Origin of the sequence: Streptomyces sp. AB3(2024) (genome assembly GCF_041862025.1) — a bacterium.
Taxonomy (GTDB): Bacteria; Actinomycetota; Actinomycetes; order Streptomycetales; family Streptomycetaceae; genus Streptomyces.
On the sequence record NZ_JBGWAB010000057.1, the window covers coordinates 1 to 21,198 of the forward strand.

At 74.0% G+C, this 21,198-nt stretch carries 21 protein-coding genes; 15 read left to right on the forward strand and 6 right to left on the reverse strand.

All coding sequences use genetic code 11. The annotated features are described in order from the left end of the window. The first annotated feature begins 298 nt into the window (after positions 1–298). The 3 genes from ACEPPI_RS21985 (at position 299) to sucD (ending at position 3,858) form a co-directional block, all read left to right on the forward strand. On the forward strand, positions 299–1,489 hold the full coding sequence (locus ACEPPI_RS21985) for a VWA domain-containing protein (protein WP_373916963.1): 1,191 nt from the start codon (positions 299–301) through the stop codon (positions 1,487–1,489). A 266-nt stretch (positions 1,490–1,755) separates the two neighbouring features. Further along, positions 1,756–2,949 carry an ADP-forming succinate--CoA ligase subunit beta gene (gene sucC / locus ACEPPI_RS21990; protein WP_373916964.1) on the forward strand — a complete coding sequence of 398 codons (1,194 nt, stop codon included), beginning with the start codon at positions 1,756–1,758 and terminating at the stop codon, positions 2,947–2,949. A 21-nt stretch (positions 2,950–2,970) separates the two neighbouring features. Continuing rightward, positions 2,971–3,858 (forward strand): succinate--CoA ligase subunit alpha, encoded by an 888-nt coding sequence (gene sucD / locus ACEPPI_RS21995; RefSeq protein ID WP_030230875.1) that lies wholly within the window; start codon positions 2,971–2,973, stop codon positions 3,856–3,858. A 78-nt stretch (positions 3,859–3,936) separates the two neighbouring features. On the opposite strand, the gene ACEPPI_RS22000 is transcribed toward sucD, so the two are convergent. Beyond that, positions 3,937–5,523, reverse strand: a complete 1,587-nt coding sequence (locus ACEPPI_RS22000) for a helix-turn-helix domain-containing protein (RefSeq protein ID WP_373916965.1) — start codon at positions 5,521–5,523, stop codon at positions 3,937–3,939. Positions 5,524–5,642: 119 nt separating this feature from the next. Between ACEPPI_RS22000 and ACEPPI_RS22005 the strand changes: the two genes are divergently transcribed. After that, the gene (locus ACEPPI_RS22005; RefSeq protein ID WP_373916966.1) at positions 5,643–7,334 is read left to right on the forward strand and encodes a DUF6350 family protein; all 1,692 of its coding nucleotides are present in this window, start codon (positions 5,643–5,645) and stop codon (positions 7,332–7,334) included. 334 nt (positions 7,335–7,668) lie between these two features. Here ACEPPI_RS22005 and ACEPPI_RS22010 read toward each other — a convergent pair whose 3' ends face one another. Next, entirely contained in the window at positions 7,669–8,268 is a 600-nt protein-coding gene (locus ACEPPI_RS22010; protein WP_373916967.1) for a hypothetical protein, read from the reverse strand. 225 nt (positions 8,269–8,493) lie between these two features. On the opposite strand from ACEPPI_RS22010, the gene purN reads away from it, so the two are divergent. Next, entirely contained in the window at positions 8,494–9,117 is a 624-nt protein-coding gene (purN, locus tag ACEPPI_RS22015; protein ID WP_373916968.1) for a phosphoribosylglycinamide formyltransferase, read from the forward strand. Continuing rightward, positions 9,114–10,709, forward strand: a complete 1,596-nt coding sequence (purH, locus tag ACEPPI_RS22020; RefSeq protein ID WP_373916969.1) for a bifunctional phosphoribosylaminoimidazolecarboxamide formyltransferase/IMP cyclohydrolase — start codon at positions 9,114–9,116, stop codon at positions 10,707–10,709. Before purN ends, purH begins: the two co-directional genes overlap by 4 nt. A 66-nt stretch (positions 10,710–10,775) precedes the next feature. On the opposite strand, the gene ACEPPI_RS22025 is transcribed toward purH, so the two are convergent. Further along, positions 10,776–11,513 carry an RDD family protein gene (locus tag ACEPPI_RS22025; RefSeq protein ID WP_356215065.1) on the reverse strand — a complete coding sequence of 246 codons (738 nt, stop codon included), beginning with the start codon at positions 11,511–11,513 and terminating at the stop codon, positions 10,776–10,778. 252 nt (positions 11,514–11,765) lie between these two features. On the opposite strand from ACEPPI_RS22025, the gene ACEPPI_RS22030 reads away from it, so the two are divergent. Beyond that, entirely contained in the window at positions 11,766–12,626 is an 861-nt protein-coding gene (locus ACEPPI_RS22030) for a bifunctional methylenetetrahydrofolate dehydrogenase/methenyltetrahydrofolate cyclohydrolase (RefSeq protein WP_373916970.1), read from the forward strand. After that, the gene (locus tag ACEPPI_RS22035) at positions 12,616–13,161 is read left to right on the forward strand and encodes a DUF3017 domain-containing protein (protein WP_373916971.1); all 546 of its coding nucleotides are present in this window, start codon (positions 12,616–12,618) and stop codon (positions 13,159–13,161) included. The genes ACEPPI_RS22030 and ACEPPI_RS22035 overlap by 11 nt, the downstream gene beginning before the upstream one ends. Here the strand turns inward: ACEPPI_RS22035 and ACEPPI_RS22040 are convergent. Continuing rightward, positions 13,148–14,044 (reverse strand): LysR family transcriptional regulator, encoded by an 897-nt coding sequence (locus tag ACEPPI_RS22040; RefSeq protein WP_373916972.1) that lies wholly within the window; start codon positions 14,042–14,044, stop codon positions 13,148–13,150. The genes ACEPPI_RS22035 and ACEPPI_RS22040 overlap by 14 nt on opposite strands. 80 nt (positions 14,045–14,124) lie before the next feature. Between ACEPPI_RS22040 and ACEPPI_RS22045 the strand changes: the two genes are divergently transcribed. The 5 genes from ACEPPI_RS22045 to ACEPPI_RS22065 all read left to right on the forward strand — a co-directional run bounded on the left by ACEPPI_RS22045 (position 14,125) and on the right by ACEPPI_RS22065 (position 17,785). Next, positions 14,125–14,727 (forward strand): short chain dehydrogenase, encoded by a 603-nt coding sequence (locus ACEPPI_RS22045; protein WP_373916997.1) that lies wholly within the window; start codon positions 14,125–14,127, stop codon positions 14,725–14,727. 239 nt (positions 14,728–14,966) lie between these two features. Beyond that, positions 14,967–15,956, forward strand: a complete 990-nt coding sequence (locus tag ACEPPI_RS22050; protein WP_373916973.1) for a malate dehydrogenase — start codon at positions 14,967–14,969, stop codon at positions 15,954–15,956. Between the two features lie 121 nt (positions 15,957–16,077). Further along, positions 16,078–16,443 carry a hypothetical protein gene (locus tag ACEPPI_RS22055; protein WP_373916974.1) on the forward strand — a complete coding sequence of 122 codons (366 nt, stop codon included), beginning with the start codon at positions 16,078–16,080 and terminating at the stop codon, positions 16,441–16,443. Then, positions 16,433–16,804: a hypothetical protein gene (locus ACEPPI_RS22060; protein ID WP_373916975.1), complete on the forward strand. Its 372-nt coding sequence runs from the start codon at positions 16,433–16,435 to the stop codon at positions 16,802–16,804. Before ACEPPI_RS22055 ends, ACEPPI_RS22060 begins: the two co-directional genes overlap by 11 nt. A 3-nt stretch (positions 16,805–16,807) precedes the next feature. Further along, the gene (locus ACEPPI_RS22065; protein ID WP_373916976.1) at positions 16,808–17,785 is read left to right on the forward strand and encodes a hypothetical protein; all 978 of its coding nucleotides are present in this window, start codon (positions 16,808–16,810) and stop codon (positions 17,783–17,785) included. A 57-nt stretch (positions 17,786–17,842) separates the two neighbouring features. Here the strand turns inward: ACEPPI_RS22065 and ACEPPI_RS22070 are convergent, their stop codons facing one another. Next, on the reverse strand, positions 17,843–18,343 hold the full coding sequence (locus tag ACEPPI_RS22070) for a carboxymuconolactone decarboxylase family protein (protein ID WP_373916977.1): 501 nt from the start codon (positions 18,341–18,343) through the stop codon (positions 17,843–17,845). A gap of 46 nt (positions 18,344–18,389) precedes the next feature. Between ACEPPI_RS22070 and ACEPPI_RS22075 the strand changes: the two genes are divergently transcribed. Further along, positions 18,390–19,805, forward strand: a complete 1,416-nt coding sequence (locus ACEPPI_RS22075; protein ID WP_373916978.1) for a PLP-dependent aminotransferase family protein — start codon at positions 18,390–18,392, stop codon at positions 19,803–19,805. A gap of 90 nt (positions 19,806–19,895) precedes the next feature. Here the strand turns inward: ACEPPI_RS22075 and ACEPPI_RS22080 are convergent, their stop codons facing one another. Further along, on the reverse strand, positions 19,896–20,711 hold the full coding sequence (locus tag ACEPPI_RS22080; RefSeq protein WP_373916998.1) for a DMT family transporter: 816 nt from the start codon (positions 20,709–20,711) through the stop codon (positions 19,896–19,898). Between the two features lie 202 nt (positions 20,712–20,913). On the opposite strand from ACEPPI_RS22080, the gene ACEPPI_RS22085 reads away from it, so the two are divergent. Continuing rightward, positions 20,914–21,198 (forward strand): hypothetical protein, encoded by a 285-nt coding sequence (locus tag ACEPPI_RS22085; RefSeq protein WP_373916979.1) that lies wholly within the window; start codon positions 20,914–20,916, stop codon positions 21,196–21,198.

A 21,198-nucleotide genomic window follows, 5' to 3' on the forward strand; every position in this document is an offset into this window, starting at 1 on the left:
GGGGGGGGGGGGGGGGGGGGGGGGGGGGGGGGGGGGGGGGGGGGGGGGGGGGGGGGGGGGGGCGGGGGGGGCGGCGCCCGGCCGCCCCCCCCCCCCCCCCCCCCCCCCCCCCCGGGCGGGGACGCTCCGCCTCCCGCGCCGCCCCCGAGGGCTTCGCCCCGGACCTCGACCCGGCCCGCGCGGACGCGGCGGAGGCCGTCGCCCGCCTGCTGCTGGCCACGGCGGGGTGAGGCGCCGGGACGGAGGGGCGGCGGGGCGGTGCCGGAAGAGAAGGGAACGAGCGGAGGGAGAAGGACAGATGACGGAGCGGGACCGGCCGGCGGCGGCCGGGGGGACGACGGCGACGGACGCCGTCGCGGGGGACGAGCGGCTGCGGCGCTGGCGGATGGTGCTCGGCGGCGGCGAGGCCGACGGCACGGGGTACGCGCCGGCCGGGCGGGACGCCGCGATGGACGCCGCCCTCGAAGCGCTGTACGGGGGCGGTGGCGGCGGACGGCCCGCGGGGGAGCGGTCCGCCGGGCTCGGGGGCTCCGCGCCGCGGGTGGCGCGCTGGCTCGGGGACATCCGTACGTACTTCCCCACCACGGTGGTCCAGGTCATGCAGCGGGACGCCATCGACCGGCTCGGCCTGTCCGCGCTGCTGCTGGAGCCGGAGATGCTGGAGGCCGTCGAGCCGGACGTCCACCTGGTCGCCACCCTGCTGTCGCTGAACAAGGCGATGCCGGACACCACCAGGGAGACCGCGCGGGCCGTGGTCCGCAAGGTGGTGGAGGAACTGGAGCGGCGTCTTGCCTCCCGTACGCGGGCCACGGTGACGGGCGCGCTCGACCGGTCGGCGCGGACCGCCCGCCCCCGCCACCGCGACATCGACTGGGACCGGACCATCCGGGCGAACCTGAAGAACTACCTGCCCGAGCACCGGACGGTCGTGCCGGAGCGTCTCGTCGGCCACGGCCGCTCCGCGCGGGGGGTCCGCAAGGAGGTCGTCCTCTGCGTCGACCAGTCGGGTTCGATGGCGGCCTCCGTCGTCTACGCCTCCGTCTTCGGGGCGGTCCTGGCGTCCATGCGCTCGATCGCGACCCGCCTGGTCGTCTTCGACACGGCCGTCGTCGACCTGACCGACCGGCTCGACGACCCCGTCGACGTCCTCTTCGGTACCCAGCTCGGCGGCGGCACCGACATCAACCGCGCCCTCGCCTACTGCCGGTCCCGGATCACCCGTCCCGCCGACACGGTCGTGGTCCTGATCAGCGATCTCCACGAGGGCGGCATACGTGACGAGATGATCAAGCGGGTCGCGGCGATGAAGGCCGACGGGGTGGAATTCGTGACCCTCCTCGCACTGTCCGACGAGGGCGCTCCCGCCTACGATCACGAACACGCGGCGGCGCTCGCCGCACTCGGCGCGCCCGCCTTCGCCTGCACCCCCGACCTGTTCCCGGAGGTGATGGCGGCGGCACTGGAGAAGCGGCCCCTGCCCAGCACGTGAGGGCGCTGACGCAAATCGGCAGATCACACGAAGTTGCAGTTCAACCGTGAGGTGATCTGTGACAGGTATCACCGCGCAGGTGTGATCTGCGATTTAGGGACCTACGGCCCACGGGGATAACCTGCGAGACGGACATGCCGCGTCCACGGTCACCGTGTGCGCCTCCCCTGTGACAGCGCCGTCACGTTGCCCTTCGCGGCACGCCCACGCAGATAGCAGACAACCGCGAATCACTGCGAATCTTTGAAGACAAGGGACGGACGCGCGTGGACCTGTTCGAGTACCAGGCGAGGGACCTCTTCGCCAAGCACGGTGTACCGGTGCTGGCCGGTGAAGTCATCGACACGCCTGAGGCGGCTCGCGAGGCCACCGAGAAGCTGGGCGGCAAGTCGGTCGTCAAGGCCCAGGTGAAGGTCGGCGGCCGCGGCAAGGCCGGCGGCGTCAAGCTCGCCGCCACCCCGGACGAGGCCGTCGCCCGCGCGACGGACATCCTCGGCATGGACATCAAGGGCCACACGGTCCACAAGGTGATGATCGCCGAGACCGCTCCGGAGATCCTGGAGGAGTACTACGTCTCGTACCTCCTCGACCGCACCAACCGCACTTTCCTGGCCATGGCCTCGGTCGCGGGCGGCATGGACATCGAGCAGGTCGCCGAGGAGACCCCGGAGAAGCTCGCCAAGGTCCCGGTGAACGCCAACGAGGGCGTGACCATCGAGAAGGCCCGCGAGATCGTCGCGCTGGCGAAGTTCCCGGCCGAGGTCGCCGAGAAGGTCGCCGAGGTCCTCGTGACCCTGTGGGCGACCTTCATCGCCGAGGACGCGCTCCTCGTCGAGGTCAACCCGCTCGCGAAGGTCGCCAACGGCGACGTCATCGCGCTCGACGGCAAGGTCTCGCTCGACGAGAACGCCGAGTTCCGCCAGCCGGGTCACGAGGAGTTCGTGGACCACGCTGCCGCGAACCCGCTGGAGGCCGCCGCCAAGGCGAAGAACCTCAACTACGTCAAGCTCGACGGTGAGGTCGGCATCATCGGCAACGGCGCGGGTCTCGTCATGAGCACCCTCGACGTCGTCGCGTACGCCGGTGAGGCGTACACGTCGGCGAATGGCGGCGGCGTCAAGCCCGCCAACTTCCTGGACATCGGTGGCGGCGCCTCCGCCGCCGTCATGGCCAACGGTCTTGAGATCATCCTCGGCGACCCGGACGTCAAGTCCGTGTTCGTCAACGTCTTCGGTGGCATCACCGCGTGTGACGAGGTCGCCAACGGCATCGTCCAGGCCCTGCAGCTGCTCGCGGACAAGGGCGAGGCGGTCACCAAGCCGCTGGTCGTCCGCCTCGACGGCAACAACGCCGAGCTGGGTCGCAAGATCCTCTCGGACGCCAACCACCCGCTGGTGCAGCGCGTGGACACCATGGACGGCGCGGCCGACAAGGCCGCCGAGCTCGCGGCTGCGAAGTAAGGGCAGAGGTCACAGACTCACATGGCTATCTTCCTCAACAAGGACAGCAAGGTCATCGTCCAGGGCATGACCGGTGCCACGGGCATGAAGCACACCAAGCTGATGCTGGCTGACGGCACCAACATCGTCGGCGGCGTGAACCCGCGCAAGGCCGGCACCACCGTCGACTTCGACGGCACCGAGGTCCCGGTCTTCGGTTCCGTCGCCGAGGCGATGGAGAAGACGGGCGCCAACGTCTCCGTCCTCTTCGTCCCGCCGGCCTTCGCCAAGGCCGCCGTCGTCGAGGCCATCGACGCCGAGATCCCGCTGGCCGTCGTCATCACCGAGGGCATCGCGGTGCACGACTCCGCCGCCTTCTGGGCGTACGCGACCGCCAAGGGCAACAAGACCCGGATCATCGGCCCGAACTGCCCGGGTCTGATCACCCCCGGCCAGTCCAACGCCGGCATCATCCCGGGCGACATCACCAAGCCCGGCAAGATCGGTCTCGTGTCCAAGTCCGGCACGCTGACCTACCAGATGATGTACGAGCTCCGTGACATCGGCTTCACCTCCGCCGTCGGCATCGGTGGCGACCCGGTCATCGGCACCACGCACATCGACGCCCTGGAGGCCTTCGAGGCCGACCCGGACACCGAGCTCATCGTCATGATCGGCGAGATCGGCGGCGACGCCGAGGAGCGTGCGGCGGACTTCATCGCGAAGAACGTCACCAAGCCGGTCGTCGGTTACGTCGCGGGCTTCACCGCCCCCGAGGGCAAGACCATGGGCCACGCCGGCGCCATCGTCTCCGGTTCTTCCGGCACCGCACAGGCCAAGAAGGAAGCCCTTGAGGCCGCCGGCGTCAAGGTCGGCAAGACGCCGACCGAGACCGCCAAGCTGGCGCGCGAGATCCTGAACGCCAAGTAGTCGTTCTCGTCTTCCGCACGTGTACGGGCGTGGGGGGGGGCCCCCCCCCGCGGGGGGGGCGCGCCCCACGCCCGTTCCTCATTCCAGGGCCGGGGAGATCCGGGCGGGGCCGGAGGCCGGGTCGCCCCGGAGCTTTTCCCGGAGCTCCCGGCTCTGGTCGGTGAGCCGCTGCGGGCCGCTGTGCGGGGGGACCCCGGAGACGCTGCTGCCCGGCGCGACCGGGGCCACGTACCGGTCCGGCGCGGTGACGGCGGTGTACCCGGTCGCCACGGCGATCGCCGCGGTGAGGCAGATCGCCGCCCGGGACCACCGCCGGGCCGTGCGCTCGGTGAGGGCGCGGATGGTGGCCGGGGCGCTGCGGGGTTCCAGCTGCTCGGCGGGCCGGAGCCCGCCGAGCAGCTCGCGCAGCGCGGCGGACTGCCTCTCCGGCGGTACGTCGGCCAGCCCGGGAACCCGTTCGGCGAGGGTGACGTGGGCGCGCAACAGCCGGTTCCCGGCGGCGGGGGTGCTGGCCTCGGTCTCGGCGGCGGTGTCGGGCAGGTCGAGGCCGATGCCGTCGTAGAGCAGCACGGTCCTGCGGTGCGCGGGCGGCAGGCCGAGCAGGGCGTCCAGCAGCATCCGGTCGACGGGTTCGACCGGGCCCGGGTCGGGGTTGCGGTACGCGCGGCGGAACCGGCGCCAGGGCGAGAGGGCGTACTCGTACGCGACGGCCCGTACCCAGCCGACGGGATCCGGGTCGGTGGCCACCTCGGGCCAGCGCCCCCAGGCCTGCCGGAAGGCGTGCTCGACGGACTGCCGGGCGAGGGCGCGGCGGCCGGTGAGCAGGTAGGTCTGGCGGACGAGCGCGGGGGCGGCGCAGAGGTAGAGGGCGTCGAAGGCCCGTGCGGATTCCGTCGGGGGCGGCTGTGCGGACTCCCCGGGCGGCGCGGGGTCGGGCTGTGTGGGGTCGGGACGGGCGGGGTCGGGCTGCGTGGGTTCGGGGCGTGCCGGAGCGCCGGCCCGTGGGTCGGGCCGGGCGGGGTCCGTGCGCGGGGGCGCGGAGGGGGGCGGATCCGTCGGGCCGGCGGGCGCGGGGGAGGGACCGCCCCCGCCGGCCCCGGTTCTGACGGGGTGTTTCGTCTCGTGGCGGGTCAGGGAAACGGGTGGCCGGGCGGCGCCCTTGCCGGCCGGGCGGGGGCGCGTACCGGGCCCGCCCGCGCGCGTGGGGAGACCGCCCGCCGCGAATGCCCGTACGCCTGCGGCGCCGGCCCGGGGGGCTGCGCCGATGGTATCCCCGGCGGGAGCGTCCACGGCTTCCGGGGCGGTCGGTTGGGGAGGGCCGGGCGGTTCGGGCGTGGTGGTGGCGGTGGTGGCGGCCCGTACGGCGGGCGCGTCCGGCTCCGCCTCCCGGGGGGCACGGGCCTCGGCCTCCGCCTCCGTCTCCCCCGTCTCCGACTCCCCCTCCGCTTCCGCGAGGCGGGTCAGCAGCGCTGCGTACACCTCTCGCTTGCGTCCGCGCGGTTCGGTGCGGCCCGTCTCCCAGGAGCGGACGGTCGTCGCGGTGACGCCCACCGTCGCCGCGACCTCCTCGGGGGTCAGCCGGCCCGCTTCGCGCAGCCTGCGGCGTTCCTTGGGGGACGGCAGGCCCAGCTCCGCGTCGGAGGTCGTCTCGACGCCTTGTGTCATGCCACACTCCCCGCGACCCGACAGTCCTGCGCGAAAAAGTACATAAACGTATATTGAGCGACACCACGGGCATTCGCCTGTTACCCGCCCATAGCGCGTGTCGTTGGCACCATGGCGGGGTGACCCAAGTGACCGAACACGGGACCTCGTTGCCGACGGTCCCGAGGGCGGGTGTGCGCCGGCGTTCGCCGGCCGCCGCTGCCTGTGTGCTGGGCGGCGCCGTGGCCGCCGGACTGGGGCTCGGCTTCCTGGCCGTGCTCGTGATCGTCCTGTGGATCAGCTCCCCCTACCCGGACAGCGGTCCGGGCGGCGCCCTGCACCTCGCCGCGGGGCTGTGGCTGATGGCGCACGGGACGGAACTCGTCCGCTACGAGACCCTCTCCGGGGTGCCCGCGCCCGTCGGCCTGACACCGCTGTTGCTGGTGGCGCTGCCGGTGCTGCTGATGCGGCGGGCGGCCCGGCTCGGCAGCGCGTCGGGGGACGGCGGGGGCGGTGAGGGGAACGAGGCCGACGAGGCGTTGCCGGCCGGTGTCGTCCTTTCCGCCGTCACCTGCGGCTACCTGGGCGTCGGGGCGCTGGCCACCGTGTACGCCGCCGGGGGGCCGATGCCCGCCGATCCGCTCAGCGCCGCATGGCACGTCCCGCTGGTGGCGGTGCTCGCCGCCGCGGCCGGGGTGTGGTCGGCGAAGGGGAGGCCGCTCGGGCCGCTGCCGGGCTGGATTCCAGGGGGCGTACGGAGGGCCGTCGCGCGCCCCCGTTACGCGCTGGCGCTGCGATCGGGCGCGGCCGGGGCCCTCGTCCTGCTGGGCGGCGGCGCCCTGCTCGTCGGCGCGTCGCTGGCGTGGCACGGGGCGGAGGTGCAGTCCTCCTTCCTGACGCTGACCGGGGTGTGGTCCGGGCGGTTCGCGGTGCTGCTGCTCGCACTGGCCCTGATCCCCAACGCCATGGTGTGGGGAGCGGCGTACGGGCTGGGGCCCGGGTTCGCGGTGGGGGCCGGGGTGACGGCCACCCCGCTCGGCTTCGCGGGCGCGCCGGCCCTGCCGAGGTTCCCGCTGCTCGCGGCGCTGCCGCCGGAGGGGCCGGGAACGCCGGTCACCTGGGCGGCGGCCGGGGTGCCGGTGGCGGCCGGGCTGATCGTGGGGTGGTTCTCGGTGCGCCGGGCGCGGGACGTCTCCTCCGGGGAGGCCGCGCTGACGGCGGCGCTGGGCGCGGTGGTGTGCGGGCTGGCGATGGCGGGCCTGGCGGCGGCTTCGGCCGGGCCGCTCGGGTCGCGGGCACTGGCCGGCTTCGGGCCCGTGTGGTGGGCGGTGGGCGGCGCGGCCGCGGGGTGGACGCTGCTGCTGGCGGTGCCGTTGGCGGTGGGGGTGCACGTGTGGCGGACCCGGCCGGTGCGGGGTGCCTCCGGCGGGGGCGGGGAGGACGTGTGGCACGACTCCGGGGTGCGGGAGCTGAGGTGGGCGGCGTTGCGGGAGGCGACCCGACCGGTGGCTCCGCCGGTGGCTCCGCCGGTTCCGGTGGGGGTGGTCGCTCCGCCCGAGCCGGTGGCTCCGCCCGAGCCGGTGGCTCCGCCCGAGCCGGTGGCTCCGCCCGAGCCGGTGGCTCCGCCCGAGCCGGTGGCTCCGCCCGAGCCGGTGGCTCCGCCGGTGGTGGTGGCTCCGGCGGCTCCGCCCGAGCCGGTGGCTCCGCCGGTCGTGGTGGCTCCGGCGGCTCCGGATGCTCCCGAGGTACCGCTGGTGGTGGTGCCCGCCGAACCGTTGCTGCCGCCGGTGGTCGGGGTGCGGGTGCTGGCCCGGCGGCGGCCTCCGCCCTGACCGGCCGCGCATGCGGTCCCGCGCCTCGGCGGGGCCGGGTGTTCCCGGGGCGGCTCCGCCCCGGACCCCGCGCCTCGATCGCCGGCGGGGCTTGGTTTGGTGGGCGTGGCGCGGGTGCGGCATGCGGCCCGCGTCCCGGATTCCGGGGCTGAAGCGTCGTCGGCGGGGCCGGGGTGTTCCCGGAGCTCCGCCCCGGACCCCGCGCCTCGATCGCCGGCGGGGCGAGATGCGGCCGGCGTGGGTGGTGCGGGTGCGGGTGCGGTATTGGGCCCGCACCCCGGACCCGGACCCGGACCCGGACCCGGACCCGGGGCTGAGGCGTCGGCGGGGTCGGTCAGCGCTGGACCTTCAGGATGTCGCCCAGGACGTTGTCCGGGAGCAGGTTGTTGCACTGGAGTTCCGCCGTGCGGGTCAGGGCGTCGTCGCGGCAGACGAAGAAGTCCTTGTACGTCAGCTGCAGCGCGTACGAGCTCGCCGCCAGCATCAGGGCCATGGACGCCGTCACCAGGCCGCCGACCGCCGCCGCGCGCTGCGGCCGGGCCGCCGGGCCCAGGGAGTCCAGGCCTCCCGGCCGGGCCGGGGTGCCCGTCGTGGGGTCGGCCTTGGTCTCCGGGCGGCCGCGCAGGGCGCTGATGCCCCAATACATCGCGAGCGCGCCCAACAGCAGCCCCACCGAGGGGATCCCGAAGATCCCGAAGAAGAACCCCCACATGCCCGCCAGCAGGGCGTACCGCGCGCGCCGCTGGAGCGGGTCCATGGGGTCCCAACGGGCCGGGCCCCCGGGGCCCCCGGGCTCGGACGGGCCGCCGCCGGAGCCGCCGCCGCCGGGCTGCTGCGGCTGCCGGGGCTGCCACGGCTGGTCGGGCCGGCCCTCCGGGGGCGCCGCGAAGGGGTTGTCGTCGGTCGAGGGGTCGGGCTGACGGCGGTCCGGCATCGAGTGCGTTACTTCCCCTGTGTCGTGGGCCGGGCGCGCGCCCGGCGTGCGGTGTACGCCAGACGCTACCGCTCGCCCGTCCCCCCGTCCCTCGGGGGCGGTCCCGTGTGCCGGTATCGTTGCAGGCGGTCGGTGGCTTCGTATGGTTCCCCGTATATCGGTACCCCGAAGTTTCGTATGACCACACAAGACGAACGACGGCAATCCCGTAAGAAAGGGCCTCCCATGCCCGCCTCCCGGCTGGTCGTGCTGGTCTCCGGCTCCGGCACCAACCTCCAGGCCCTGCTCGATGCCATCGACGCGCACCCCGGCGGAGCCGAGGGATTCGGCGCCGAGGTCGTCGCGGTGGGGGCCGACCGCGCGAACATCGCCGGCCTCGAACGGGCCGAGAAGGCCGGGATCCCCACTTTCGTGTGCCCGGTCAAGGCCTACGGCAGCCGCGAGGAGTGGGACGCGGCGCTGACCGAGGCGACGGACGCGCACGCGCCGGACCTCGTGGTCTCCGCCGGGTTCATGAAGATCGTCGGCAAGAACTTCATCGACCGCTTCGGCGGCCGGTTCGTCAACACCCACCCCGCCCTCCTCCCGGCCTTCCCCGGCGCGCACGGCGTACGGGACGCCCTCGCCTACGGGGCGAAGGTCACCGGCTGCACCGTCCACTTCGTGGACTCCGGCGTGGACACCGGTCCGATCATCGCCCAGGGTGTCGTCGAGATCCGGGACGGCGAGGACGAAGCCGCTCTCCATGAGCGCATCAAGGAAGTCGAGCGCCAGCTGCTCGTCGACGTCGTGGGGCGCCTGGCCCGGCACGGCTACCGCATTGAGGGACGAAAGGTAACAATCCAGTGACCGCCGCAGACTCCGTAGAGAGCAACGACCCGACCACCACCCAGCGGCCGATCCGGCGTGCGCTCGTCAGCGTCTACGACAAGACGGGACTGGAAGAGCTGGCCCGCGGCCTGCACGAGGCGGGCGTCTCGCTCGTCTCCACCGGCTCCACCGCGTCGAAGATCGCCGCTGCCGGGGTGCCCGTCACCAAGGTCGAGGAGCTGACCGGCTTCCCCGAGTGCCTCGACGGCCGCGTCAAGACCCTCCACCCGCGCGTGCACGCCGGCATCCTCGCCGACCTGCGCCTGGAGGACCACCGCAACCAGCTCGCCGAGCTGGGCGTCGAGCCCTTCGACCTGGTGATCGTCAACCTCTACCCCTTCCGGGAGACCGTCGCCTCCGGCGCCACCCCCGACGAGTGCGTCGAGCAGATCGACATCGGCGGCCCGTCGATGGTCCGCGCCGCCGCCAAGAACCACCCGTCGGTCGCCGTCGTCACCAGCCCCGCCCGCTACGCCGACGTCCTCGCGGCCGCCCAGGGCGGCGGTTTCGACCTGACCGCCCGCAAGCGGCTCGCGGCCGAGGCCTTCCAGCACACCGCCTCCTACGACGTGGCCGTCGCGTCCTGGTTCACCGACGTCTACGCCCCGGAGTCCCCCGAGGTGGCGCTGCCCGAGTTCCTCGCGGGCGCGTGGGAGCGCAAGTCGACCCTGCGCTACGGCGAGAACCCGCACCAGGCCGCCGCGCTCTACACGGACGGCCGTCCGGGCGGCATCGCCAACGCCGAGCAGCTGCACGGCAAGGAGATGTCCTTCAACAACTACGTGGACACCGAGGCCGCCCGCCGGGCCGCCTACGACCACGACGGGCCCTGCGTCGCGATCATCAAGCACGCCAACCCGTGCGGCATCGCCGTGGACCAGGACGTCGCCGCCGCGCACCGCAAGGCGCACGCCTGCGACCCGCTGTCGGCCTTCGGCGGTGTCATCGCCGTCAACCGTCCGGTGACCGTCGAGCTCGCCGAGCAGGTCGCCGAGATCTTCACCGAGGTCATCGCCGCCCCGGCCTACGAGGACGGCGCGGTCGAGATCCTGGCCAGGAAGAAGAACATCCGCGTCCTGAAGGTGGACGGCACCCCGCACCAGCCGGGCGACCTGAAGCCGGTCTCGGGCGGCGCGCTGCTCCAGCAGAGCGACCTCTTCCAGGCCGAGGGCGACGACCCGGCGAACTGGACGCTGGCCACCGGCGACGCGCTGTCCGCCGAGGAGCTGGCCGAGCTCGCCTTCGCGTGGAAGGCCTGCCGGGCCGTCAAGTCCAACGCGATCCTGCTGGCCAAGGACGGCGCCTCGGTCGGCGTCGGCATGGGCCAGGTCAACCGCGTCGACTCGGCGAAGCTCGCCGTCGAGCGGGCGGGCGCCGAGCGCGCGCAGGGCTCGTACGCCGCGTCCGACGCCTTCTTCCCCTTCCCGGACGGGCTGGAGATCCTCACCGCGGCCGGCATCAAGGCCGTGGTCCAGCCGGGCGGTTCGGTCCGGGACGAGCAGGTCGTCGAGGCCGCGAAGAAGGCCGGGGTGACGATGTACTTCACCGGTACCCGCCACTTCTTCCACTGAGGCACGGATACGGCGAAGGCCGCCACCCGCTGGTGCGGGTGGCGGCCTTCGCCGTGTGCGAGCGGGTTACTTCGTCTTGACGACGATGGTGCCCGCGGCGCGGTCGTGCCAGCCCTGGAGCTTGCCCGAGTTGTCGAAGAACGGGGACAGGTAGACCAGGACGGCGCCGATGTAGCAGAGGAAGACGCCGACGATCGGGATGATCCAGCGGATGAAGCCGCCGCCCAGGCCCGGGGCCTGGCCGGTGTTCTCCTTGACGACCTTCAGGCCCAGCGCCATCTTGCCGAGCGTCGCGCCGACGAAGGCGATCATCAGCCACTCGTAGAGCATGGTGGCGATACCGATGAGGGCGATCATGCCGAACAGGGCGGCGATCATGCCGCCGGCCGCCTGGGCCTGGTCGTTGACGCACTGCTGGTAGGTGGCCGACGCGTAGTCCGTGCCGCAGTCCTTGACCGTGTCCGCGAGGCCCAGTGCCCCGGCGAAGCCGATCGCCATGAGGATCCACACGATGACGGAGACGGCGACGCCGTCGATCAGACGGGCACCGAAGCGGCGGCCCATCGTCGCGACCTGGACGGTGCCCAGACCCGCGACGTTGATGTAGCCGTTGTTCGCCTGGATCGTGCCCGGCGCCTGCGGCGGCATGCCGCCGTACGGCTGCTGGCCCTGCTGCGGGTATCCGTAGCCGCCCTGCGGCGGCACGCCCTGCGGGGCCTGCTGCGGGTAGCCGTAGCCGGGCTGGCCCTGTGGGGCCGGCGGCTGCTGCTGCCCGTACGGGTTGTTCGGGTCGCCGAAGCTCATCTGGGTCTTTCCTCCGTGAAGTGCGGGGACGCACGGCACGCACGGAGGACATCTGCTTTCTGCGGTACGCCCCCCGGCACTGCCCGCGGCACTCTTTCGATCGTCTTGCCGACCGTCATCGTGGTGGGCCCGTACCGGCCTTGTCCAGCCGGTTGTCTCAGAGGGCCCCACTTGTTGTGCAAGTGCAATCAAGACCGCATTCCGGCATCCGCCGACTGGAACCGGGGCCACCACATCCGCGAGGATGGCGGTATGACCGCCCAGATTCTCGATGGCAAGGCCACCGCAGCCGCGATCAAGTCCGAACTGACCGTCCGAGTGGCGGCGCTGAAGGAGCGGGGGATCACCCCCGGCCTCGGCACCCTGCTGGTCGGCGACGATCCGGGCAGCCGCTGGTACGTCAACGGCAAGCACAAGGACTGTGCCGAGGTCGGCATCGCCTCCATCCAGCGCGAACTGCCCGCGACGGCCTCCCAGGAGGACATCGAGGAGGTCGTGCGGGAGCTGAACGCCAACCCGGCCTGCACCGGCTACATCGTCCAACTGCCGCTCCCGAAGGGCATCGACACCAACCGCGTCCTCGAACTGATGGATCCGGTCAAGGACGCCGACGGCCTGCACCCCATGTCGCTGGGCCGGCTGGTCCTCAACGAGCCGGGCCCGCTGCCCTGCACGCCGTACGGCATCGTCGAGCTGCTGCGCCACCACGGCGTCGAGCTCGCGGGTGCGCACGTCGTGGTCCTCGGGCGCGGCATCACCGTCGGCCGGTCCATCGGCCTGCTGCTGACCCGCAAGTCCGAGAACTCGACCGTCACCCTGTGCCACACCGGTACGCGTGACCTGTCCGGGCTGCTGCGCCAGGCGGACGTCATCGTCGCGGCGGCCGGGGTTCCGCACCTGGTGAAGCCGGAGGACGTGAAGCCGGGCGCGGCCGTGCTCGACGTCGGCGTCAGCCGCGACGAGAACGGCAAGATCGTCGGGGACGTGCACCCGGGCGTGGCCGAGGTGGCGGGCTGGATCTCCCCGAACCCGGGCGGGGTCGGCCCGATGACCCGCGCGCAGCTGCTGGTCAACGTGGTCGAGGCGGCGGAGCGGACCCCCAGTGCGGGCTGAGCACGACGACCCCGGCGCGGCCGGGCGGCCGAGGGAACCGGAGCGCGACCCGCAGCGCGGGCAGGAGTCCGAGCCGGAGTCCGAGCCGGAGCGCGGGACGGAGACGGAGCGGACCTCCGAGCAGGCGGCGCGGTCGACGGCCGGGGCCGCGAAGTCGCGGCGGTTCCCCTCCGTCACCGAGGGCACGGTACGTCCCGAGGGCGGCGGGCGCGCCGTCCCCGGGGCGGTGTCCACGCCCGCCCGTCAGTGGCCGATGCTCAGTGTCCTGGCGGCCACCGCCGCCGGGCTGCTGACCACGGCGACGGGGCATCCGCGGGCCGGCTGCCTGATGATCGGCATCGCCCTCATCGCGGCCGCCGCGCTGCGCCGGTTCCTGCCCTCGGTGGGCATGCTCGCGGTGCGTTCCCGCTTCACGGACATGATCACGTACGGGCTGCTCGGCGTGGCGATCACGCTGCTCGCGGTGGTCATGGAGCCCAAGCCGTGGCTGGACGTCCCCTTCCTGGAGAGCGCGGTCCGCTTCACCGTCCGGTGACCGGGAGCGCGGCCAGCGCGGCCAGCGCGGCCGCGATGGCCGGCCGGGTCTCGGTGCCCGCCCGGACCAGCGCCTCCAGGACCCGCCCCCGGCCCGGCAGTTCCACCACCGCCGTGCCGGGAGGCGGTGCGTCGCACAGCAGTTTCGGCAGGATCGACACGGCCCGGCCGGTCGCGACCAGCCACAGCCCGGCCCGCAGGTCCGCGCACTCGTGCGCGATCCGCGGGGTGAACCCGGCGTTGCGGCAGGCGTGCAGGAGCATTTCGCGGCAGCTGCTCGGCGCGGGCGCCGAGACCCAGTCGGCCTCCCGCAGCGCCGTCAGCCCGTCTCGTCCGTAGGCCGGGAGCAGGGCCTCGGGCAGAGCCAGGCAGAGCGGGTCGTCGAACAGCGGGACGGCGGTGGTGCCGCTCGCGGGCGGCGCGCCCAGCAGCGGGTACGCGTAGGTCACCGCCAGGTCCAGGCGGCGCCCGCGCAACAGCGGCAGCGCCTCCTCCGGATCGGCCTGCACGATCCGCGGCCGCAGCCCCGGATGGCGTGCGGCGAGGGCGGCGACCAGCGGGGCGGCCACCGTCGCCAGCGCGCTCGGGGCGCAGCCGACGTGCAGCTCCCCGACCGGCCCGGCGTCGAGGGCCCGTACCGCCCCCTCGGCGCGTTCCAGCGCGGCCAGCACCGGGTCGCAGGCGGCGGCCAGGGCGGCTCCGGCGGGGGTGAGGCGCAGTCCGCGCCCGTCCCGTTCGACGAGGGCGGCCCCGGCCTCGGCCTCCAGGGCCCGCAGCTGCTGGGAGACGGCGGAGGGGGTGACGCGGTGCAGTTCGGCGACCGCGGTCACCTTCCCGTGTTCCGCCAGGTCCCTCAGGATGACCATCCGCTTCACGTCAAGCATGAGTTCATCTTAATGATTGCTGTAGTGAAGGTAGCTGGACTTCACGTTGGGGCGAGGGTGATGCTCGTGCCATGAATCCCCTGAAGGTGGTCCTGATCGGCGCCGGCGGCACGCTCGGCCGCGCGGTGCACACGGCCCTGCGCGAGCGCGGCCACGAGGTGGTCACCGCCTCCCGCGAGGGCGCGGACGTCCGCGTCGACATCACCGACCCCGACTCCGTCCGGGCGATGTACGAGGCGGTCGGGTCCGTCGACGCGGTGGCCTGCGCGGCCGGCTCCGTCCCGTGGCGCCCGCTGGGCGAGCTCACCACCGCCGACGTGCGGGCCGGCCTGGAGGGCAAGGCCGTCAGCCAGATCGAGCTGGTACGCCAGGGCGCCCCCCGGCTGCCCGCGCACGCCTCGTTCACCCTGATCACCGGCATCCTGGCCCGCGAGCCCCTGCTCACCGGCTCGGTCGCCTCCCTCGCCAACGGCGCGGTCGAGGCCTTCGTACGGGCCGCCGCGATCGAACTGCCGGGCCGTCAGCGGATCAACGCCGTCAGCCCGACCGTGTTCACCGAGTCCCTCGGCGTCTACGGGGACACCTTCGCCGGATTCGACGCGGTGCCGGTCGCCCGCGCGGCGAACGCCTACGTCAAGTCGGTCGAGGGGCACCGGACGGGGGAGATCTTCCGGGTGGAGTAGTACTCGGGAGGCGGACGGTGAGCGGGGCCCGGACCGGGTCCCGCCTTCGATCCGGCGGGTCCGTGTGCCGTGGACCACAGGGACCCGGGGGTTGGGGGCCCCGCGGGTCGGATAGCCTGACCGCGGATGTCTCTTCACGTCAAGATTCGTAAGGACAGGGAAGCGGCGTCCTCCCAGAACTTGGGGCCCAGCACATGGGGCAGGGACGCCCCACCGCCAGCTGTCTAACGGAGAAGGCCATGACCCGCACTCCCGTGAATGTCACCGTGACCGGCGCCGCCGGCCAGATCGGCTACGCGCTGCTCTTCCGCATCGCCTCCGGCCACCTGCTCGGCGCGGACGTGCCGGTCAAGCTCCGCCTGCTGGAGATCCCGCAGGGCATGAAGGCCGCCGAGGGCACCGCCATGGAGCTCGACGACTGCGCCTTCCCGCTGCTCAAGGGCATCGACATCTTCGACGACCCGAACCAGGGCTTCGCCGGCGCCAACGTCGCGCTGCTCGTGGGCGCCCGTCCGCGCACCGCGGGCATGGAGCGCGGTGACCTGCTCGCCGCCAACGGCGGCATCTTCAAGCCGCAGGGCGCCGCGATCAACGCGCACGCCGCGGACGACATCAAGGTCCTGGTCGTGGGCAACCCGGCCAACACCAACGCGCTCATCGCGCAGGCCGCCGCCCCGGACGTCCCGGCCGAGCGCTTCACCGCGATGACCCGCCTGGACCACAACCGCGCGATCTCGCAGCTCGCGAAGAAGACCGGCGCCGACGTCACCGACATCAAGCGCCTGACCATCTGGGGCAACCACTCGGCGACCCAGTACCCCGACATCTTCCACGCGGAGATCGCCGGCAAGAACGCCGCCGAGGTCGTGGGCGACGAGCTGTGGCTCGCCGACACCTTCATCCCGACCGTCGCCAAGCGCGGCGCCGCGATCATCGACGCCCGTGGCGCGTCCTCGGCCGCCTCGGCCGCCAACGCCGCCATCGACCACGTGCACACCTGGGTCAACGGCACCGCCGCGGGCGACTGGACCTCGATGGGCATCCCGTCGGACGGCTCCTACGGCGTCCCGGAGGGCATCATCTCCTCCTTCCCCGTCACCACCAAGGACGGCAAGTACGAGATCGTCCAGGGCCTGGACGTCAACGAGTTCTCCCGTGCGCGCATCGACGCGTCCGTGGCGGAGCTCGTCGAGGAGCGCGACGCGGTCCGCGAGCTCGGCCTCATCTGAGCCACACCCCGCGGGACGGCCGGTCCGATCGTTTGATCTGATCGCCTGACCCGTACGAACGCCCTTGCGCCCCGGTCGAATCCGACCGGGGCGCCTTGGTGTTTTTTCACCTGTCGGGTGCGTGTGGGCGGTAAACAAGGCCGGCTGGTGGCGGATCGTCACCGGCTGCCACGGCGGGGCCCGCCCCGAGGGGCCGGAGCTGTCGGTGCGGGAGATCGCGGCGGATGAGGACGGCTCCCTCTTCCACCTCATGGACCTGGACCGGTATCTGAAAACGAGTCAGGACCGGGTGGTGAGCGGGGTTACCGTCGCTCTGCACGAAGCGGGCTGGCACACGGCGGAATTCGCACAGCGCGCGGTCCACGTCGCCGAGGGCGGCGTGTTCATCCAGTCGGTGAACGGCAGCGCCTTCAGCCTCGGCGGCACCGGACACCACAACACCGCCGGCGGCGGTACGGGTGGAAAGGGGAGCAACGGTGGCACATGACGGTGGAGAGCCCTCGGTCCGGATCGGCGGGATCAGCGGCAGCGCCTTCAGCACCGGCGGCAGCGGACACACCGACACCGTGCACCACGGCGGTACGGGAGCGGCGGCGCCCGGCGCCGCGGAGCTGCTGGAGGCCGTCCTCGAACTGCGGGCCGCCCTCGTGCGGCTGCCCCGCGGCGAGGACCGGACGGCGCTCGACGCCGAACTCGACGAGGCCGCCGGGGAGCTGGAGGAGGCCGGTGAGGTCCGGCCCGGCCTCGCCGCACGGCTGCGCGGGGCGCTGGTGCGCCGGGCCCCGCTGGTGGAGTCGGTGAGCGCGGCCACCGCCCCGGGCGAACCGCTCGTCTCGCTGGGGGGCTGACCGGTGTCCTCGCCCGACGGTGCCTCCGGCGCCCCCCGGTGGAACTCGCAGTCGCAGCGGTGGGAGTGGGGCGCGCAGCCGGGACCGGCCGCCGATCCGTCGGCCGCCGGGCCGCCCGCACCCGAGCCCTCGACCCTGCCGGCCGCGCTGCCGCCCGGGTACGGGTTCTGGCCCGCGCAGCCGTCCTCGACCCTGCAGCCCCCGCCGCCGCTCCCTCCGCTCCCCCCGGTCCAGCCGCCACCGCCACCGCCGCCCCCGCAGTACACGCCGGGCGGCGGCAGCAGCGGTGGCGCCGGCGGCGCCGGGCAGTGGCGGACCCCGTTGCTGGTGGGGCTCGTGGCGGCCGTCGCGGGCGGGTCGGCCGTCGCGGCGTGGATGCTGCTGGGCGCGAAGGACGAGCCGTCCGCGGCCCCCGGTCCTCCCGCCGCGAGCGCGCCCTCGCAGGGGCGGACCACGGAGCCCACGGGCCCCCGTAGCTCCCCGCCGGGCCCGAGCGCGAGCGCCACGTCCTCCGCCACGTCCTCCGCCTCGGCGAGCGCCGGAGCGGGGTACACCGTGGTGCGCGACGAGGGCGGCTTCTCGGTTGCCGTCCCCACCGGCTGGCAGCCCAGCCACGACGAGACCGGCAGCGGATCCTTCTACCGCCCGCCCGGTGACCGCAGCGCCCTGCTGCAGATCTTCCGGGTCACCGAGGACTCCGCCACCGGCTCGTGCGAGCTGCTGCGGATGTCCTCGCAGAGCCTGGACGACGGCACCCCCGCCTACCGGCAGGTCTCCCTCGAACCGGTCGCGGGCGGCGCCTGCGAACTGGTCTACGAGTACGACAGCGCCGAGTCCCACGGCCGCCGCAGGGGCATGGAGCGGATCGTCACCGCCACCGACGGCAAGCGGTGGGCGCTGCTGGCGGCCGGACCGGCCACGGACTCCCCGACGGTGCGCGCGCACCTGACGGCGGCCCTGGACTCCTTCCGGCCGGAGTGACGGACCGGGTCACGGGCGTGCCCCGGCCGCAGGACGGCCGGGGCACGTGCGGCGCGGCTACTTGTACATGCCCACCGTGTAGTGGCCCGGGACGCTGCGCGTGGTGACGCCGATGCGGTTCCACACGTTGATCGTCGCGATCACGGCGATCAGCTGGGCCAGTTCGGCCTCCTCGAAGTGGGTCGCCGCCCTCGCGTACACCTCGTCGGGGACGAAGCCGTCCGTCAGGACGGTGACGGCCTCGGTCAGCTCGATCGCCGCCAGCTCCTTCTCCGTGTAGAAGTGACGCGACTCCTCCCAGGCGGAGAGCTGCACGATCCGCTCGACGGTCTCGCCGTGCGCGATCGCGTCCTTCGTGTGCATGTCCAGGCAGAAGGCGCAGTGGTTGATCTGCGAGGCGCGGATCTTGACCAGCTCGACCAGGGACTCGTCCAGGCCCTTGACGGCGGCCATCTCCATGCCGAGGACGGCCTTGTAGAACGCGGGCGCGTGCTTGGCGAGGTTCATGCGGGGGGTGTGCTCGGCGGCCAGTTCGGCGGTCTTCGTTTCGTTGGTCATGGCACCACCGTACGGAGCGGGCGGCCCGCGGATATGGTCCATATCCATGACCGGATCTTGGGCCACTCTTGGGGCCGACCTCCATCTGGACCTGTCGGCCGCGGTACGGGGCGGGCGCGGGCTGCGGGCCGCGCTCACGGAGGAGCTGCGGGAGGCCGCGCGGAGCGGGCGGCTGGCGCCGGGCACCCGGCTGCCGTCCTCCCGGTCCTTCGCCGCCGACCTCGGGATCGCCCGCAACACGGTCGCCGAGGCGTACGGGGAGCTCGTCGCCGAGGGCTGGCTGACCGCCCGCCAGGGCTCCGGCACCCGGGTCGCCGAACGCGCCACCCCGCGCCGCCCCGCGGGCACCGCGCGGGTCCGCCGCCCCGCGCGCCGGGGGCCCGCGTACAGCCTGATCCCCGGTTCCCCCGACCTCGGCGGTTTCCCGCGGGCCGGCTGGCTGGCGGCCGCCCGGCGGGCCCTCACCGACGCCCCCAACGACGCCTTCGGCTACGGGCTCGACGTACGCGGCCGGCCGGAGCTGCGCGAGGCTCTCGCCGGATACCTGGCCCGGGCCCGCGGGGTGTACGCCGACCCGGACCGGATCGTGCTGTGCTCCGGGTTCGCGCACGGGCTGCGGCTGCTCGGCGCGGTGCTGCGGGCGCGCCGGGTGCGGGAGGTGGCGGTGGAGGGGTACAGCCTCGACATCCACCGCGACCTGCTGGCCGGGGCCGGGCTGCGCACCCGCCCGCTGTGGGTCGACGGGGCCGGGGCCCGCACCCCCGACCTGGCGGGGCTCGGCCCCCGCACCGGCGCGGTGCTGCTGACCCCGGCGCACCAGTTCCCCACCGGCGCCGCCCTCACCCCGCAGCGGCGGGCGGCGGCGGTGGACTGGGCGCGGACCAGCGGCGGGTTCATCCTGGAGGACGACTACGACGGGGAGTTCCGCTACGACCGCCAGTCCGTCGGGGCCCTCCAGGGCCTGGACCCGGACCGGGTGGTCTACCTCGGCACCGCCAGCAAGTCCCTGGCGCCGGGGCTGCGGATGGGGTGGATGGTGGTGCCGCCGGACCTGCTGGAGGAGGTGCTGGAGGCCAAGGGCCGGGTCGACTGGAGTTCGAGCGCCCTCGACCAGCTCACCCTCGCGGAGTTCATCACCTCCGGGGCCTACGACCGCCACGTGCGCGGCATGCGGCTGCGCTACCGGCGCCGCCGGGACGCGCTGGTCGCGGCGGTGGCGGGACGGGTCCCCGTCTCCGGGGTCGCCGCCGGGCTGCACGCCGTGCTGGACCTCCCGCCGGGCACGGAGCGGGCCCTGCTGCGGTCCGCCGCCTGGCAGGACCTGGCGCTGGAGGGCCTGGGCACCTACCGCCACCCCGACTCGGCGATGCCCCCGCGCGAGGCCCTGGTCGTCGGCTACGGCACCCCGTCCGACAGCGCCTTCGCCCCGACCCTCGCGGCCCTGGTCGCCTCCCTGCCCTGACACCGTCCGGCGCGGCGCGGCCCGGACCGGCCGGGACGGCCGCCCCGGCCCGCCCGTCCCGGCCCGCCCGTCCCGGCCGGTCCGGGCCGGCTAGGCCTCCGGTTCGCCGAAGCGGGACAGGCCGAGCGCCCCCGCCACCGCCACCGCGAAGCCGAGCACCGCCAGCCAGGTGAAGCCCTCGCGGGTGCTGTCGCCGAGCCAGGCCACGCCGACCACCGCCGGGCCGATCGTCTCGCCCAGGACCAGGCCGGCGGTCGCCGCCGTCACCGAGCCGCGCTGCAGGGCGGAGGTGAGGAGCAGGAAGCCCGCCGCGCCGCCCAGCAACAGGGCGTACAGCGCCGGGTTGCGCAGCTCCTGCCGGGAGAGGGAGTCGACGAGCCGGACGGACACCTCCACCACCCCGAAGCCCGTCCCCGCCGCCAGGCCCAGCACCAGCGCCCGCGAGCGGTCCGGCAGCCGGCCCGCGGCCGCGCCCACCAGCAGTACCAGCCCCGCCACCGCCAACAGCCCCAGCTTCAGCGCGAACGACCCGGTCTCGGAGCCCTCCTCGCCGGACGCCAGCCCCAGCATCAGCAGCCCCGCGCACACCACCCCCACCGCACCCCACTCCAGCCCCGACAGCCGTACCCGCAGCAGCCGCGCCGAGACCACCGCCGTGACGGCCAGACTGGAGGCGAGCGCCGCGCCCACCGCGTAGATCGGGATGTGGCGCAAGGCGATGATCTGGAGCACGAAGCCGACCGCGTCCAGGCCGAGCCCGGCCAGGTACCGCCACTGCCGCACGGCCCGTAGGAACAGCGCGGTGTCCACCCCCGAGCCCGTGCCCGGCTCCGCGGTCCGCGCCGCGACGGCCTGGAGCACCGACGCCGTACCGAAGCAGACGGCCGCGCCCAGCGCGCAAAGCATCCCAATCAACACGAACCGACTCTAGGCCCCGACCTGGGCGCGCACCCGTGACAAGGGTGTGACGACGGCCGGATTCCATCCCCCCGCGCCCCGATCTAGTCTGTCGGCCATGGACAGCAGCCCGACCGGCAGTACAGGCACAACCGGCAGTACCGCGAGCACAGGCACCACAGGCACCACAGACACCGCGGGACGCGCCGTCGTGCGCCGCCGCATGCGCTCCGGGGCGGTCGCCCTCGGCGGCATGGGCCTGCTCGCCGCCACCCTCGTGGCGTGCGGCAGCAGCGACCAGCCGGACAAGCGCTGTGCCTCCCGGTCGTCCCTGGACCACCTGAACATGAAGGAGTGCAGCAGCGGCGGCCGCGGCACCTACTACTACGGCGGCTCCGTCAGCAAGGGCAAGGTCTCCGGCGGCAGCTTCGACAAGCCGTCCGTCACCCGCGGCGGCATCGGCGGCGGCAGCCACACCGGCTCCTCCGGCGGCTGA

What these genes read in the sequence shown, in the direction of transcription:
- ACEPPI_RS22070 (WP_373916977.1), bottom strand. Translation starts at nt 18,343, where the DNA reads ATGACCAACGAAACGAAGACCGCCGAACTGGCCGCCGAGCACACCCCC.
- sucD (WP_030230875.1), top strand. Translation starts at nt 2,971, where the DNA reads ATGGCTATCTTCCTCAACAAGGACAGCAAGGTCATCGTCCAGGGCATG.
- ACEPPI_RS22075 (WP_373916978.1), top strand. Translation starts at nt 18,390, where the DNA reads ATGACCGGATCTTGGGCCACTCTTGGGGCCGACCTCCATCTGGACCTG.
- ACEPPI_RS22030 (WP_373916970.1), top strand. Translation starts at nt 11,766, where the DNA reads ATGACCGCCCAGATTCTCGATGGCAAGGCCACCGCAGCCGCGATCAAG.
- ACEPPI_RS22050 (WP_373916973.1), top strand. Translation starts at nt 14,967, where the DNA reads ATGACCCGCACTCCCGTGAATGTCACCGTGACCGGCGCCGCCGGCCAG.
- ACEPPI_RS21985 (WP_373916963.1), top strand. Translation starts at nt 299, where the DNA reads ATGACGGAGCGGGACCGGCCGGCGGCGGCCGGGGGGACGACGGCGACG.
- ACEPPI_RS22080 (WP_373916998.1), bottom strand. Translation starts at nt 20,711, where the DNA reads ATGCTTTGCGCGCTGGGCGCGGCCGTCTGCTTCGGTACGGCGTCGGTG.
- ACEPPI_RS22040 (WP_373916972.1), bottom strand. Translation starts at nt 14,044, where the DNA reads ATGCTTGACGTGAAGCGGATGGTCATCCTGAGGGACCTGGCGGAACAC.
- ACEPPI_RS22000 (WP_373916965.1), bottom strand. Translation starts at nt 5,523, where the DNA reads ATGACACAAGGCGTCGAGACGACCTCCGACGCGGAGCTGGGCCTGCCG.
- ACEPPI_RS22025 (WP_356215065.1), bottom strand. Translation starts at nt 11,513, where the DNA reads ATGAGCTTCGGCGACCCGAACAACCCGTACGGGCAGCAGCAGCCGCCG.
- purN (WP_373916968.1), top strand. Translation starts at nt 8,494, where the DNA reads ATGCCCGCCTCCCGGCTGGTCGTGCTGGTCTCCGGCTCCGGCACCAAC.
- ACEPPI_RS22010 (WP_373916967.1), bottom strand. Translation starts at nt 8,268, where the DNA reads ATGCCGGACCGCCGTCAGCCCGACCCCTCGACCGACGACAACCCCTTC.